Source organism: Pectobacterium carotovorum (genome assembly GCA_016415585.1).
Taxonomy (GTDB): Bacteria; Pseudomonadota; Gammaproteobacteria; order Enterobacterales; family Enterobacteriaceae; genus Pectobacterium; species Pectobacterium carotovorum_K.
The window spans coordinates 2,635,734-2,650,983 of record CP066552.1; the positions used below are offsets into that span (position 1 = coordinate 2,635,734).

The following is a 15,250-nucleotide window of genomic DNA, read 5'->3' on the forward strand; positions in this document are numbered from 1 at the left end:
TATATCAACCCGGCAGCCTAATGATCTGCCGGGTAACGGTGTTTTTTTTACTTTAATAACGCATGGGGTAAAGCGTGCTGCTGCTCCAGACGAAAATGCTCTATCGCCTGCGCTAACGACATAGACTGATCTTCCAGCGAACTGGCTGCAGCCGACATCTGCTGTACCAGCGCGGAGTTTTGCTGCGTCACACCATCCATTTCATTGACGGCAATCGTGACCTGACTAATTCCCTTCGCCTGCTCATCCGATGCCGTGACAATCTCACCGATGATACTTTGTACTGAGCTGACGGCGTGTGTCATATCCTGCATGGTTTTACCCGCATCATTCACCAGTTTAACGCCGCTTTCAACGCGCTGGCTGGATTCCTCAATCAGTGCGGCAATCTCTTTCACCGCACTGGCGCTGCGCTGGGCAAGACTACGAACTTCCGATGCCACAACGGCGAATCCTCTTCCCTGCTCACCCGCTCGTGCTGCTTCTACTGCGGCGTTCAGCGCCAGAATGTTGGTCTGGAAAGCGATGCTGTTAATCATGGCGGTAATATCGCCAATCTTCTTCGCACTCTCATCAATCTGCGCCATCGTCTGAACCACCTGACTGACCAGCGATTCACCGCGCTGAGCAATCTTCGTGGCATTCTCTGTCAGCGTCGTGGCCTGATGCGCGTTGTTGGCATTATGTTTCACCGTTGCGGTGATCTCTTCCATGCTTGCTGCCGTTTGCTCCAACGCGGCGGCCTGCTGCTCCGTACGTGATGCAAGGTTGAGGTTACCGCTGGCAATTTCTGCTGCACCCTGTCGCACGGAATCACTGGCGTCTTTAATCTGTCCGACCACCTGACGCAGCTGTGACTGCATCGTATTCAGCGCGAAGAACAGACTGCTGCGATCGTTGGGCTTCACGTCAATCACATTGCTTAATCGACCTTCCGCAACAGCCAGCGCGATGGTGGCTGCCTCACGTGGTTCACCACCCAGTGGTTTAAGCACTTTACGGCTGAATACCCAGCCCAGCAGCGCGCTCACCAGCAGGATACTGATCACCATCATGATGACGGCATTCATTAACTGACGTTCAGAAGCGGCCATCACCTGACTCACCGGGACAACAATGGCCAAATGCCATTTATCTGTACTGTTGCCGATAGTAATGGGTTGCCAGGTAATCAACGCTTCTTCACCCAGAATCGCATCGTCGTGTTGTGCCACTGAGGACGTGAAATTGTCCGTCGGCCCTTGCCAGGCCTTGCTCGTCTGGGATTTATCAGGATAAGAGATGACTTTACTCTCACTGGATAGCAGCATCGCGTAGCCGCCGCCTTCCCAAGGTTTAATCTGGTTAACTTTTTGCTGTAATGACGCAAGGGAAATGTCTGAAGTCACGACGCCCCACAGTTTACCCTGACTGACAATCGGTGCGGCGACTGACGTCAGCAGCGTTGGAACGCCGTTATAAGCATAGGAGTAGGGTTCGATGAGCGTATCTTTCTGACTCTTTTGCGGCAACAGGTAGTAATCACCTTGGCCAGGAGTCAGGAAGGACTGCAGAGGGTGCATCTTGTAGTTGCCTGCCTGATCGCGATCGACAAACCAGGCGTAGCGGCCTTTAGGTGCCTGGCCGGGCTGATCGGCAAACTCGGCGTCACGACCATCAAACACATTCTCTTCAAAAATGACTGAAATCGATAGATATTCTGGGTTATCCCGCAGAGCATACTCCGTCATTTTATCGACCACCGCGCGGTCTTTAATACCTGCGGCGGGCAACGCAACCAGCCCTTGTCCGAGGTTATGCGCCACATCCCGAGCGTAGTTGAGTTCCTGTTGAATTTTTAATGCTTCACTTTGGGCTATCTGTTGTAAATAGCGTTCGGCCAGCGATTTTTGTTCTTTACTAGACTGCCAACTGAGCACACCAATGGTGACAGCGAAACCGAGTGCGATGGTTAATGCGCCAGTTAGCAGCACTTGAGCGCGGGTGCTCATTGTTTTTTTTTGTATTAATTGTTTGGCCATTATGGCTCCCCTAGAGTTGATACTTATCGTAATCAACATTCCGTTGCAATGAGCTCCTACTATTTGTTTATCGGCGTCTTTTTTTTGAACTTTAGCGGCGAAGAAGTGAGCTAGAAAGGCGTTGGAGGCCAGTGATCGTTGGGGTGCGCTTGTGCTATTTCATTGGATTAATGGCGATCTGATGGAAGGTTCGGTTCTAGATTTTTATGCATATTAAAACCGGTGATCTGGAAGCCATTTTTTTCATATAACGCCTTAGCCATTGGGTTATGTGCAGCCACTCTCAGCCCGATTTCGCCAATGCCTAACGCAGCGAGCGCTACGTCCAGCGCAGCAAGCGAGGCCTTACCGAAACCACGACTCCGCCATACGGGCAGAAGGCAAAAATCAGATACCCAGGCGGTGTTTTCTTTCAGAACGACCCACAAGTAGCCGATGATGTCTGCGTTACCTGAGGAATGAATGCACCATAATTTATTAGCTGCGGTGTAAATGCCCTGCGGTAGCGCAATATCGATCGATTGCGTGGCGATCGCCCTCGCCTTTTCTGCGTCATATCCCCGGGATTCCTGTAAATCCTGAGCATATTCAAGAATAAAAAACTGGCGATATTCGGGGTAATCCCCATCAGCCATATCCGTTAAATTTACCATTGTGTTTATTTTCCCAAATCCGAGTGATGGTCAGCCTCGCTGACTGTGATGTATCACACCATTTATTATCAATGTAATCAATAGTGTGGAATACACTGCGCGGTGCCGTTCTAACCGAACGTTCACGGGCGGAAGACGAACAGATAAAGGCTTTCTGCATCAGAAATACGGGTTCACTGTCTGGCGCTCGGTGGGGTAGCTCTCACCAGTCCCGCCGGAAAGATGACAATGCTGGTAATCTCCGCAGTCGCTGAATTTGAACGGGATCTGCTACTTGAGCATACGCATGCTGGTATTACGCAAGCTAAGGCATCTGGAAAGCGTTTCGGTCGCCCATCAGCTCTGGATGATGAACAAAAGAAAGAGGTGTTTCTACGTCTCAGTGAAGGGAAAAGCATCTGTGCGATCACCCACGAATTTAACACTACATGCCAGACCATTCTCAGAGTAACAGCGGCAATAGAAGAGACTGATGTTCGCTCGTGAGCGACTCTTTTTTGTGCATGTCCGTTTTGTGCCAGATATAGTCATTCGCACCCTGAGAGTTACACTTCTAAGTGATTCGGAGTATGCGCTTATTGGTTACGAATATTGTGCCAGAATCATGTGATCTGATGATTGCCGCTTTGCTTTCGAGCCAGTAAGTGCTCCACGTTCGCTAACGAATACTCAGGGCACGCAAAAAACTGCTGACTATATTTCTTTCAAAGAGCGTGGAATGCATACCAGTCCTCTGTGAAAAGGAGTTGGTTATGACTGCGATAAACCAGTTTGCTGCTCATGTTGGTCTGGACTGGGCGGATAAAAAACACGATGCCTGCGTTCAGTTTAAAAATGGCAAGCGCAATTCCATGTGGTTGAACACACACCGGGATTGATAACATGATCCCAACCGGAATATTTAAGCCGGTTTTGCATTTTAAGCACTCTGCTACATTGGGCAACGACTTGTCTGGAGCTGTCATCGGAGTAGGAAGTCGCGTGACGCGTTTTATCCCAGGTGACGAAATTTTTGCCAGTATTTTTGATACAGGAACGAGCCACTTGCCGAATTTTCCCTAGTCCCTGAAAGCACTGTGGCCAGGAAACCCGCAAACTTGGATTTCGTAGAAGCAGCTTCATTACCGATGGTGAGCCTTACGTCCTGGCTGGCGCTGACAGAACGAGCCAGGATTAAGACTGGTCATAAGGTTTTCATACCAGCGGGATCAGGAGGGATTGTAGGTTAGCGTCCCCGACGATAGCCCGGCCTGTTGCGCTATTTTCGATAGGTGCCCCTCTCACACCATGATCCAGTATGACTCCAGCGTGGCTTCAAGAATTCTGCTTTGTGTATCTTTGCCATCATGCGTTACATCGTGTGATGGTGATGTCATCTTGTTTCCCCCCTTAGCTGGCTAGTCCTGACTGTCGTAACGTTTATAACAAAAAAAGCCGCCAGTGAGTTCGATCCCACTGGCAGCTTATGGTAAACGAAAAGCGGCTTAGCCTCTCAATTTACTGTGGTACTCACCTTTTAAGGTATTGATTTCAGCTAACACCGCTTTGGCTTCGCTTAGTTTACCAGCATCCGCCAGAGCCTGTGCGTTGTCCACTTTTTGCAAAATCTTATCCAGACCTTCCACATAGGCTTTTCTGTCTGGGCCATCAGCAGGCTGTTTGGCGAAATCAGGCGGCACCTGCATTTTAGCGTGCTCAACGTGCTCACGGAATGTGCTCAGCGCGGTTTTCAACGCTGCGGCATCATCCGCTTTAGTGGCAGCGGTATAACTTTTCTGCATACCGCGCATGTCTTCCGACGTAGTGGCATTTGCCAAAACAGGGGTCAATAAGCTACCAGCCAACAGCACAGAAAAACAGATCTTGGTCATTTTATTCATCTTGAACTCTCGCTTGTGTTCCACAGCACGACATACTCAAAGAATCTGACCACAACAAATCGGCCAGCCCAATATTGCTCTTGTTATATTGCGTCCTACGCCATCGCCCACATCATGCAGCAATGACTATGCTAATTTTATGGTTATCATCGTAAAAATGTTAAATTATTTTTGATTTTTTGGTTTCTTTTGATGAGTTAAATGTAAATTTTGCAAGAAAATCAGACCATGTACGCCCCAAACTCATGTCGGGGCTGTTTTCAACGCGTCATGGAATGGCTCCTGCAATGTGCTATTTTTGTTGAAGTATTATGCCTGCTTCTCTCATCTGCCCCATACAAAAAGATTGTCAGCTTGGATATCCGCACGGTCACCTTGCTACAACCAGCTCTGGAAGCGCTCCAGTCACAAATAAAAATCACGGGGAACCAGCGACCGAATGACATTGTTTATCACCACAGGGAGTATGGCCTTACCGAAATCCAGCATTTACGCTTCGTTTTTCTCCCTCGATTACGCAAAGGTGAGCAAAAAATTAGTTACTCTTTCTCGTCCATCGGGCAATTGTGGAACGCTGCTGTAAAACGATCTGGCATTCGTCGCCGTAATCCGTACCATACGCGCCATACTTATGCTTGCTGGTTACTCTCGGCAGGTGCAAACCCTTCGTTTATTGCAAACCAAATGGGATATGAGAACGCGCAAATGGTGTATGAAATCTACGGGAAATGGATTGAAGACATGAATGAAGATCAGGTTAGCATGCTGAATCGGAAACTCGCGCTGTGGATCGTTTTGCCCCTTTGGTGCCCCTTATGGGTGTAGGAACAAAATAAAATGCCAGAAAATCAACAAATTAACCAGAAACAACAATACAATTTAAACAAATTGCAAAAGCGCCTGCGCCGTAACGTCGGCGAAGCTATCGCTGATTTCAATATGATAGAAGAAGGCGATCGCATTATGGTGTGCCTCTCCGGCGGGAAAGATAGCTTCACCATGCTGGAGATTCTGCGCAATCTGCAACAAAGCGCACCAGTTAACTTTTCTCTGGTTGCGGTGAATTTGGATCAAAAGCAGCCAGGGTTCCCAGAGCATATTCTGCCGCAATACCTTGACAGTATCGGCGTGGAATACAAGATCGTCGAAGAAAATACTTACGGGATTGTGAAAGAGAAGATCCCAGAAGGGAAAACCACATGCTCTCTGTGTTCACGCCTTCGCCGCGGGATTTTATACCGTACCGCAACGGAACTCAGCGCAACAAAAATCGCTCTGGGGCACCACCGCGATGATATTCTGCAAACGCTGTTCCTGAACATGTTCTACGGTGGGAAACTGAAAGGCATGCCACCGAAGCTGATGAGCGATGACGGAAAACATATCGTCATTCGCCCTCTTGCCTACTGCAGTGAAAAAGATATCGAACGCTTTGCTGAAGCTCGCCAGTATCCAATTATTCCATGCAATCTTTGCGGTTCGCAGCCAAATCTACAGCGTCAGGTGATTAAAGATATGCTGCGCGACTGGGATAAACGCTACCCCGGCCGTATTGAGACCATGTTCAGCGCCATGCAGAATGTTGTTCCATCTCATCTTGCCGATCATGCACTGTTTGACTTTAAAAGCATTGGTCACGGTAGCGACGTGGTAGATGGCGGTGATTTAGCCTTTGATCGTGAAGAACTGCCATTACAACCTGTTGGCTGGCAGCCGGAAGAAGATAATGAAACATCGTCCCTCACCCGCCTTGACGTGCTGGAAATAAAATAACCGCGACTTTATCGCCAGGAATGGCAATACCGTTAGGCAGTTTAAGAATAGGGGCGCGGTGAAAAGAAGCAGCGATTGCTGTTTCATCACTGTGTTTCTTATTTCCGTTTTCTACCGCGAATAACGCCGCCATCGGTCTCTTACGGTGATTTAGTGACGGGCTCGTGTTCCGACCTATCGATGGTGGCTCGGGAACTAGCAGTGAATCGAGAAGCTGATTAGATGACGGGTCGTTCAGCACAATAGGAAAGGTTTAACCGGAACCGTATCGGCTTACAGGTAAGCTGTCACAGCTTGAATAAGCATATTTTCTTCTCGTGTTTCATAACTAAAAACCCCAGCTTACGCTAGGGCTCTGAGTGTTTTCTTGTCTGCTCAGGCTTAACCATCATCGCTATCGCAAGAGAAACACTAATTCAACTTGGCTTATTACAATACTGATTTTTACAGTGCAACAACGTTGCCAGCTGCAGGACCTTTCTGTCCGTTTTCAATAGTGAATTCAACCTTTTGGCCTTCGTCCAACGTTTTGAAATCGTTGCTCTGAATAGCAGAAAAATGTACGAATACATCTTTGCTGCCGTTGTCAGGAGTAATGAAGCCAAAACCTTTACCCGCGTCAAACCATTTTACTAAACCAGTCATTTTATTAGACATAGATGTTACCTTAATTTATATAGAGCCTTCCGGAAAATAGGGCCTGTGCACAGAATTTAATTAGCAACGATAAGAGGGCTCAAAAAAGGGATATCTATGGATAACACTTGGAAATGAGAACTGCTTTACTAAACTGCTTTTTAGGCCTGCGAACCAAACCGACGGGCTATTAACGCATATATAAATATCATTAGCAAGCGTTTATTTTTAAAAACTTTCAAAAAACCCACAGAGGCGAAATCCGCCTCACACTGACATCTTAATTAACAAGAACCATCAGCCGATACATCAGAAAAAACAGCGATCATCTGAGGTTCCACCGGCACGTACAAAGTACAGGCTAACTCCTCTGAAGTACGCTGATTCGCCTCCGTCAGTCGTTGCTTTTCAGCACGTCATTCGTAATCATCACAAATGGAACATATTTCACACCCAATCTTAACCACAAAGAAATAACTTCTTAACATTAATAAGTAAATCAGCCACTTCATGGTTTAGCGTCTGGCTGGCACAGGCGCTCTGCGCGTTCGATAAATGGCTGAAGGCTTTTTTTCTGTCCAGGATGTTTAGGATCGTCCAGCCAGATGACATCTATCGGCTGCGCACTCACCTGCCCAGACTTCATCTGCACAATTGCAACATCGTTTAACGGGTATTGCATCAGCGTCCCAGTGTGTAAGGCATACAGCGCATTACCAGAGCGGCAAATCAGTTGAACTTCTTCACGCGTAAAAGCCCAGCGATCGCCGTATTCAAACCGACTGATATTTGCCAGTTTAGCGGCAGCAAAAGCATTCACAGAAAGTGAGGTAAGTACGATAGATAGCAAGAATTTCTTCATCATGGTATTCCCGACATGCGTATCCAGACAATAATGATGTGGCGAGTTTTGCAGCTTTATCCGAATCAGAGAAAGACAACTTCAAAATTTATAAAACATAACGTTGCATATCACTACTAACGCGATCATAGCGACAGAGGAAGATGAAGTCGAGCATGAAGCCAGGAATAAAATCGACAGGGCTGTATAGGTAGAAAGGCCGTTCGAGGGGGACAAATGGCGGAATAAAGAGAACATTATCCCGCATCATTCAAATGTACATTGGCCGACAGAAGCGTCGATTGCCGTCATCAGGCTGACGGAGCTGCCGCAGACATTTTTTTCAGATCCTGATCAATGAAGAACAGGCCGCCTTCGCTGGCATTAACCAACGCAAGTTTGTCCAGAATAGAGCGGAACAGTTTCTCTTCTTCATGCTGCTCAGCAACATACCATTGCAGGAAATTAAATGTGGAGTAATCCTGCAGCGCCATCGCTGCATGTGCCAGTTCATTAATTTTTGCTGTAATCAGTTGTTCGTGTTCATAGGTCAATTTGAAGACATCAGCCAGTGAATCGAAATCAACCGGCGGTGCGGCAATCGCGCCTAATACAGGCAGACTTCCCGTATCATCCAAATAGTCAAACAGGCGCTGCATGTGCTGCATTTCTTCCTGAGAATGCGTCTTCAAGAAGCTGGATGCGCCTTCAAAACCTTTGTCACCACACCATGCACTCATCTGCAGATATAAATTCGCAGAATAAAACTCCAGATTAAGTTGCTCATTCAGCTTCTGAATCATTTCTTTTTTTAACATAGTCACGCCCTATTTTCCCAGCAGGTGAAATTATTCTGGGCATTATGCCTGAAAAAATAAAATAAAAAACACTTTATTAAAATTAACAAGACAGAAGTTAAATAGTCAACAAAAATTTAAACATCTGTTATTGATATTTATTATCAATTAAGAATGGATTTTAATATATTATTGCGAATCATTTTTATTATCAAAAAATAACAGCCGCGATCTATATCCGTTATGCCATATCTGTATTAAAAATGATTCCCATTTCGTAATGAGAATAATAAACATCCACATGATAAGGTGAACACTTGCCATTTCCCTGTCGCTACCTTACCGTAGCACACATCAGTCTGTGATCAATCAGCAGGGGAAAGTGGTATGGGATACAATCTGGCAGAGTTGTCCAAAGAGGATATGGATAAAGTTAACGTCGATCTGGCGGCATCAGGCGTTGCCTTCAAAGAACGTTACAATATGCCAGTCATTCCAGAGGCTATTGAGAGAGAACAGCCTAAGCATCTGCACAACTACTTTCGCGAACGCGTGATGTTTTATCGCCAGCGTTCACTACAGTTCTCACGTTTACCCTACGAACCTAAGTCTAAATAGCGACTTCTCCTCGCTTCACGCTAAGATTATTTATACCCTAAATAATTCGAGTTTCAGGACAAATGTTAATGTTTGAATAACGTAAAGCGTTGGCCCGATGAGGCGAGGCACACGTAAGTGTGCCGAGTATCGTAGCAAACACGTATGCAGCTTGACGTATGACGGATAAACCTTGGAAAACATCTCTTTCCACGGTTTACATTCTTACACAGCAAAAACAATTTTCTGCTTGCATATCTGCCCGCACAGGAGGTTAATGAAATGGCAACCTACCCTTTTATTTATCAAACGAGGCAAGATATGAGTAAAGGACTGGATAGCAAAAAAAACAGTAAGAAGAAGCCTCTGAAGACGGTCGCCGAAAAGCGGGCCGACAAAAGAGCGAAGAAAATTCAGGCGGATATTAACTAGGTACTGATAACCTAATCTTTGGTAACCGAAGTAATGTACAATTCCAATCAAGTAAATCGAAAGTGGTTTTACCCAATTGGCTGTAATTTAAATTGTATAATTGCCTGTTTTTGGGATATTCACTCCAGCAACAAAGGCAGATGAAATATACAGGATTGAAAATTAGCGACCATACCTTAGGTCGCTAATTTTCTCACTGGCTTACCAGTCGTAGGTTACCGCATAGAGTAATGCCCGACGCTTATGCTTTTGCTGCAAATAACGGGCAGAGCGAATATGGCGATACGTACGTGATTGAGCCTCCAACCAGCGACTTCTTCGACGTTGAACCTGACGTAACATCCGCCAGCGCCCCACTTCATTCCGACTGCGTTTCATTATGCAACTCTTGTTAATACACTCGCACTACGCATTATACCCCCCTAATACGTGATGACAATCAGTGAGTCGCCCTATCCGTTTTTGTTCCATCATACCCGTGATATCGTGGCTTATATCGAACAGCGTTGGACCATCTGATTCTGCGCTCCTAGCATGAAGAAATGGCTACCTTGTCATAAAAAAACTGGCAGGCATACCGCCGACAGGTGTATTGGTTCACTCAGGAACTGGTGCTGCTGAAAGCGAGTAAGAGCGTGCGATGCCATACGGCATCGCACATTCACAACGGTGGTTAGCGGATAGCACGTTTTAATATACGATTGGCACCACTCAGAAAATCATCAGCAACTTTATTCACTTCGCCATTGCCGTAGTCCAGCTTTTGCAGACTTGTTGTCCACAACTGTACTAACTCCTGATTTTCCATAAACGGTGAAACAGGCACTTTCGATGCGGGCTGTTCCGCTGCTGCCCGATACGCGTTCGCTAACAGGTTACCGGGATTGATCACACCGATACCCTCCAGCAATTTCTGCGCTTTCGGGTTGGCTGGCATCCCGTTTTGCAATCCTACGGCTTTAACGCCTTCCGGGTTGCTCAGCATAAAACTCATCAGCATCGCCGCTTCCTTAGGATGCTTACTGTTCTTGCTGATGGCGAACAGCGAAGACGGTTTGGTGGTCAACCCAGAATCTTTAGCGTCTGGCATGGTGAGGAACGGCCCCGTTTCCAACACAGCATCCTTTGGCATATTACTGGAGTAGGTATAGATGGCAGAATCCCATAAATACATGCCAGCTAATTCGCCGTTAATCCAGGGGCGAATCTCATAGACGTTGGTACGCCCGAACGAGGAGAAATAACGCTGATCGGGTATCACATGGAAATCAACCAATTTTTTGTAAAAGCCGAAGAGTTCTCGTACCTGATCGCGGCTATAGGCAATACTCTGTTTCTTTTCATCAATCAGATCGATGTCGTATTTTTGTGCCATATAGCTACGGCCAAGTGTGAGAATATCCAGCACATCACTTGCCCCCTGAGCAACGCCGAGCGGGTAATAGTTATCACCCAGTTTTTGTTTAAACACCGGGCCTGCGGCAAATAGCTCATCCCAAGTTTTCGGGTAGGCAACACCTGCCTTGTCCCAGGTGGTTTTATTGTAAATCATGCTGCGAGACGTCATCGAAATCGGCAGGCCTTGCAGCTTCCCTTTTACATCAGACGTTTTCAGGTAGTTCGGTGGGAAATCTCCCAGTTCCAGAATGTCTTTTTGTTTGTTTAAATCATAAAAACCGTCACCATTGCGGGAAAATTGCGGCAGCCAGTTCCAATCAATGCGAATGACATCAGGTTCTTGCCCCCCGGCCATCTGTGTTGACAGGCGGGAAAGGTAGCCGTCCCAGCCAGCATATTCGGCTTTGACGGTAATCGTCGGGTTGGCTTTTTGGAACGCGTTAATAGCAGCGAGTGTTGCCTCATGCCGCTGATTGCCACCCCACCAAGAGATACGGATCTCGGCAGCATCAGCAGAGTGAGAGAATGCCGCGCCCACGGGAAGCGCAGCACAGAGCAGGAGTAGGTGAGATAATTTGTTCCGTGTTTTCGCCATAATAGAACCCTTATAATAGTATTCGGAGGTTTCCACCTGCTGCCCTTTTAGGGGCAAACAGGTACTACGGATGCGGAAGCATTTGCTGCCTGAAATGGCAGGTATTTTGATTAATTCCCTCTTTTCAGGTTGACGGCCAGTTCGCTTATTTTCACTGGCAGTTCGGTGCGTAATGATCGATTGGCAGCGATGCCAGTTAAAATAGACATTGCCCCATCACGATAATCTGCTGCGCGATGTAATGGATCGGGTTCCGGTGTACCAAACAGATCGTTTAACATGACCTGATCGCCGCCGCCGTGTCCGCCCGCTTTAAATTCAACCGGTACGACATAAGGCTCGTCGAACATCGGATAGATCTTTATTTCACATTCATTCAGCGCACCTTCATCCTCTTTTTGTCCGCCTCCGTTTACATAAGATTTTTCTACCAGTTTCATTTCCAATCGGCCTTTGCTGCCATTAAATACCACATTCAACCCTTCCCAGGGCAAATAGGCATTTAATGAATAGGTCATGATGGCTTTACTCTTATAACGCACCACAACAGCCAATACATCTTCGATATTAATGCCATCATCGAACACGCTTTTATCACGGTAATAACCATCTTCATGTTCGGCATTTAAATATAATGCCGTCAGCTGTTCGCTTTGATTCATATGCAGCGCAAACGGGTCGTTCTCTGCCGCAGGACTATTGTGTGAACGTGAATAAAACTCTGTGACGCCGCGCGCTTCAGCATTGGCTTTCCCATAAAAACGCAAATCGCCTTGTGCGTAAACCGTTTCTGGTTCACTATTCAACCAAAAATTTACCAGATCAAAATGGTGAGTGGATTTATGCACCAATAGTCCACCGCTATTGCGTTTATCACGGTGCCAGCGACGGAAATAATCCGCCCCGTGCTCGGTATTCAACAGCCACTCGAAATGAACAGAATAAACTTCACCAATCAGCCCTGCGGCAATTAATTCACGGACTTTACTGTGATGTGGTGCGTAGCGGTAATTAAAGGTCACGCGTAATTTACGTCCGGTACGGTTAATCGCATCAATAATCGCCTGACATTTCTTTTCATCGATCGTCATCGGCTTTTCACTGATGACATCGCACCCTAATTCCATTGCCCGGATAATATAGTGATGATGCGTCCGGTCTATAGACGTAACAATAACAATGTCGGGCTTGGTTTCCGCGATCATCTGCTCAAACCGATCGGCGTGATACATCACGACATTGTCATGTCCAAATTTATGGACAATCTGGTTGGCGTAATTCATTCGCGTCTGGTTTGTATCGCAAAAAGCAACAAACTGTCCCTGATCCTGATAATCCCGGGCAATAGATTCCAGATAAAGGCCTGCACGCCCCCCTGTTCCCACTACGGCATATTTCTTTTTCATTCTGTGCATTTCCTCCAAATAACATAGAGCACATAAAAAATAGAGCATACCAGCACCGCTCACCTTCACATTATTGCCATATAATGATGTGATCTGGCAGTAGAATGAAGATTGACATGCTCCATCTCTCATAAATAAAAATTGAGTAATTACTATATTACTGTTTGATTTTTTTAATAATATTAGACGCAGCTTATCCCCCTCACGTCAAATCTGCATCGACTTTCTTAAGTACTCATCCACCAATGGTGGTTCTTCTGGAATGGCGTTGCCGACGCATTCAAAGCTCATCAACCTTGCCAGACATGAAAATACACCGGAGGCACAGGGCTACGATCGCAATGGCTTTCTCTTTTTCCACATCACCACGTGACATCTCTCGCATTTTATTTTCAATCCGCCCGATGATGTCGGATAATCAACATGTCACTCATGAGAGAAGCAAGAAAGCGATAAGCGCGTAAGGAATCACTATGCAGACTTTTTTTCAGGACACTATGGCAACTCCGCTCGGGGAGTTATTGATTATTGCGGATGAAAATAATCATTTGCGTGCCGTCGAGTGGCGCGAGTATGAAGACGATTTATTTCGCTCACTCAATCGCAGTTATCGAAATGATCCCTTTTCGTTACAGCCGCGCCATAATCCCGGTGGCCTGACAGACCGTCTGCAACGCTATTTTGAGGGTGAATTAGCGATTATTGATACGCTGCCCGTCGCTTCTGTAGGAACCGAATTTCAACAACAGGTTTGGCAGGAATTACGAAAAATTCCCTGTGGAGAAATTACCACGTACGGCGAACTTGCGACGCTGCTGGGACGCCCTGGCGCAGCGCGTGCGGTCGGCATGGCAAACGGCTCAAACCCTGTTAGCATCGTGGTCCCGTGCCATCGTGTCATCGGTACTGGTGGCGCACTGACGGGCTATGCGGGTGGTATTCATCGTAAGCAATGGCTGCTGGCTCACGAAGGATATTTACCTCAACAGCTCTTTACTTCAACAGAATAGTTTACCGTTATAATTTTTGCGCTTCGCGACACACGAAATTGCCCTCCGAATTGCTTATCACAGTAAGTGATTCGGATTAATCAATGTGTTAACCGTTCGGTAACGTAATGAACGAAAATATTATCTCCTCGCGGGTCTTATATATCGGAATATTTTCCAGCAAAATCGAAAAATTATAGTTAGTTCACTATTTATTGGCCTATTCCCGTGATTGCCGGTCTTATCATGGCCGATAAAAGCTGTTAAAATTGACCAATATCAATTATTGCCTGAGCAAAGCCTATGATCCCGGAAAAGCGAATTATCCGACGCATCCAGTCTGGCGGTTGTGCAATCCACTGTCAGGATTGCAGTATCAGTCAGCTATGCATCCCTTTCACCCTGAATGAACACGAGCTCGATCAGCTCGACAACATCATCGAAAGGAAGAAGCCTATCCAGAAGGGGCAAGCACTGTTTAAAGCAGGCGATGAATTGAGATCGCTGTACGCCATCCGTTCCGGTACGATAAAAAGCTATACCATTACGGAGCAAGGCGACGAGCAGATCACTGGTTTTCATCTGGCGGGTGACTTAGTGGGCTTTGATGCGATCGGTACTGCCCAACATCCGAGCTTTGCGCAGGCGCTGGAAACGTCAATGGTATGCGAAATTCCTTTCGAGACGCTGGACGATCTCTCCGGGAAAATGCCTAACCTGCGTCAGCAGATGATGCGCCTGATGAGCGGTGAAATCCGTGGAGATCAGGACATGATTCTGCTGCTGTCGAAGAAGAACGCTGAAGAGCGCCTGGCGGCGTTTATCTACAACCTCTCCCGCCGTTTTGCTCAGCGCGGTTTCTCGCCGCGTGAATTCCGTCTGACCATGACGCGCGGTGATATCGGTAACTATCTGGGACTAACCGTTGAAACCATCAGCCGCTTGCTAGGGCGTTTCCAGAAAAGCGGTACGCTGGCAGTAAAAGGGAAATACATCACGATCGAGAATATTGATGCGCTTTCCGAATTAGCCGGCTCATCGCGTAAATAATCTTTCCCGCCTAACTATTTGATGTTGCCACTTTTTCTGCTGTGGCAACGTCAGTATTCTCCTTCCTTTCCGCGTCATTCGTGATATTTCCTATTTTGTCATTCTGCTGCTTATCTCTGTTGTTCAAAACGATTCCATTGCGGTACTCTTGATTTACAGGCTGTAGAGTAACAGCTGTTTGG

At 46.7% G+C, this 15,250-nt stretch carries 15 protein-coding genes and 2 pseudogenes; 7 read left to right on the forward strand and 10 right to left on the reverse strand.

All coding sequences use genetic code 11. The features are described 5' to 3' along the window. Nucleotides 1-47 precede the first annotated feature (47 nt). The gene (locus tag JFY74_11555) at nt 48-2,021 is read right to left on the reverse strand and encodes a methyl-accepting chemotaxis protein (protein QQG26780.1); all 1,974 of its coding nucleotides are present in this window, start codon (nt 2,019-2,021) and stop codon (nt 48-50) included. Between the two features lie 167 nt (nt 2,022-2,188). Then, a complete protein-coding gene (locus JFY74_11560; protein QQG26781.1) occupies nt 2,189-2,674 on the reverse strand; it encodes a GNAT family N-acetyltransferase in 486 nt (161 codons plus the stop codon). A 147-nt stretch (nt 2,675-2,821) separates the two neighbouring features. Here JFY74_11560 and JFY74_11565 point away from each other — a divergent pair. Continuing rightward, nucleotides 2,822-3,160, forward strand: a pseudogene (locus tag JFY74_11565) (recombinase family protein). A 734-nt stretch (nt 3,161-3,894) separates the two neighbouring features. Here the strand turns inward: JFY74_11565 and JFY74_11570 are convergent. Together JFY74_11570 and JFY74_11575 are read right to left on the reverse strand one after the other, a co-directional pair. Next, nucleotides 3,895-4,050 (reverse strand): annotated as a pseudogene (locus JFY74_11570) (TetR family transcriptional regulator). A gap of 108 nt (nt 4,051-4,158) precedes the next feature. Next, a complete protein-coding gene (locus JFY74_11575) occupies nt 4,159-4,554 on the reverse strand; it encodes a cytochrome B562 (protein ID QQG26782.1) in 396 nt (131 codons plus the stop codon). Nucleotides 4,555-4,782: 228 nt separating this feature from the next. Here JFY74_11575 and JFY74_11580 point away from each other — a divergent pair, with 228 nt between their 5' ends. Together JFY74_11580 and ttcA are read left to right on the forward strand one after the other, a co-directional pair. Beyond that, nucleotides 4,783-5,379: a tyrosine-type recombinase/integrase gene (locus JFY74_11580; GenBank protein QQG26783.1), complete on the forward strand. Its 597-nt coding sequence runs from the start codon at nt 4,783-4,785 to the stop codon at nt 5,377-5,379. A 12-nt stretch (nt 5,380-5,391) separates the two neighbouring features. Continuing rightward, nucleotides 5,392-6,327: a tRNA 2-thiocytidine(32) synthetase TtcA gene (gene ttcA, locus JFY74_11585; protein ID QQG26784.1), complete on the forward strand. Its 936-nt coding sequence runs from the start codon at nt 5,392-5,394 to the stop codon at nt 6,325-6,327. 444 nt (nt 6,328-6,771) lie between these two features. Here the strand turns inward: ttcA and cspG are convergent, their stop codons facing one another. From cspG to ftnA, 3 genes are all read right to left on the reverse strand, one after another. Continuing rightward, on the reverse strand, nt 6,772-6,984 hold the full coding sequence (gene cspG, locus JFY74_11590; GenBank protein QQG26785.1) for a cold shock protein CspG: 213 nt from the start codon (nt 6,982-6,984) through the stop codon (nt 6,772-6,774). A gap of 487 nt (nt 6,985-7,471) precedes the next feature. Beyond that, nucleotides 7,472-7,828 carry a YebY family protein gene (locus tag JFY74_11595; GenBank protein QQG26786.1) on the reverse strand — a complete coding sequence of 119 codons (357 nt, stop codon included), beginning with the start codon at nt 7,826-7,828 and terminating at the stop codon, nt 7,472-7,474. 287 nt (nt 7,829-8,115) lie between these two features. Next, on the reverse strand, nt 8,116-8,622 hold the full coding sequence (ftnA, locus tag JFY74_11600) for a non-heme ferritin (GenBank protein QQG26787.1): 507 nt from the start codon (nt 8,620-8,622) through the stop codon (nt 8,116-8,118). 366 nt (nt 8,623-8,988) lie between these two features. Here ftnA and JFY74_11605 point away from each other — a divergent pair, with 366 nt between their 5' ends. Both JFY74_11605 and JFY74_11610 read left to right on the forward strand, forming a co-directional pair. Next, nucleotides 8,989-9,219 (forward strand): DNA polymerase III subunit theta, encoded by a 231-nt coding sequence (locus tag JFY74_11605; protein QQG26788.1) that lies wholly within the window; start codon nt 8,989-8,991, stop codon nt 9,217-9,219. Nucleotides 9,220-9,480: 261 nt separating this feature from the next. Next, nucleotides 9,481-9,630: a hypothetical protein gene (locus tag JFY74_11610; GenBank protein ID QQG30603.1), complete on the forward strand. Its 150-nt coding sequence runs from the start codon at nt 9,481-9,483 to the stop codon at nt 9,628-9,630. 201 nt (nt 9,631-9,831) lie between these two features. Here JFY74_11610 and JFY74_11615 read toward each other — a convergent pair whose 3' ends face one another. The 3 genes from JFY74_11615 to JFY74_11625 all read right to left on the reverse strand — a co-directional run bounded on the left by JFY74_11615 (nt 9,832) and on the right by JFY74_11625 (nt 13,029). Continuing rightward, a complete protein-coding gene (locus JFY74_11615) occupies nt 9,832-10,008 on the reverse strand; it encodes a YciY family protein (GenBank protein ID QQG26789.1) in 177 nt (58 codons plus the stop codon). Between the two features lie 295 nt (nt 10,009-10,303). Next, nucleotides 10,304-11,623 (reverse strand): carbohydrate ABC transporter substrate-binding protein, encoded by a 1,320-nt coding sequence (locus JFY74_11620; GenBank protein ID QQG26790.1) that lies wholly within the window; start codon nt 11,621-11,623, stop codon nt 10,304-10,306. A gap of 110 nt (nt 11,624-11,733) precedes the next feature. After that, nucleotides 11,734-13,029, reverse strand: coding sequence for a Gfo/Idh/MocA family oxidoreductase (locus JFY74_11625; GenBank protein QQG26791.1), 1,296 nt, complete (start codon nt 13,027-13,029; stop codon nt 11,734-11,736). A gap of 473 nt (nt 13,030-13,502) precedes the next feature. Here JFY74_11625 and ogt point away from each other — a divergent pair, with 473 nt between their 5' ends. Beyond that, entirely contained in the window at nt 13,503-14,039 is a 537-nt protein-coding gene (gene ogt, locus JFY74_11630; protein QQG26792.1) for a methylated-DNA--[protein]-cysteine S-methyltransferase, read from the forward strand. A gap of 282 nt (nt 14,040-14,321) precedes the next feature. Continuing rightward, a complete protein-coding gene (gene fnr / locus JFY74_11635) occupies nt 14,322-15,068 on the forward strand; it encodes a fumarate/nitrate reduction transcriptional regulator Fnr (GenBank protein QQG26793.1) in 747 nt (248 codons plus the stop codon). The last annotated feature ends 182 nt before the right edge of the window (nt 15,069-15,250 follow it).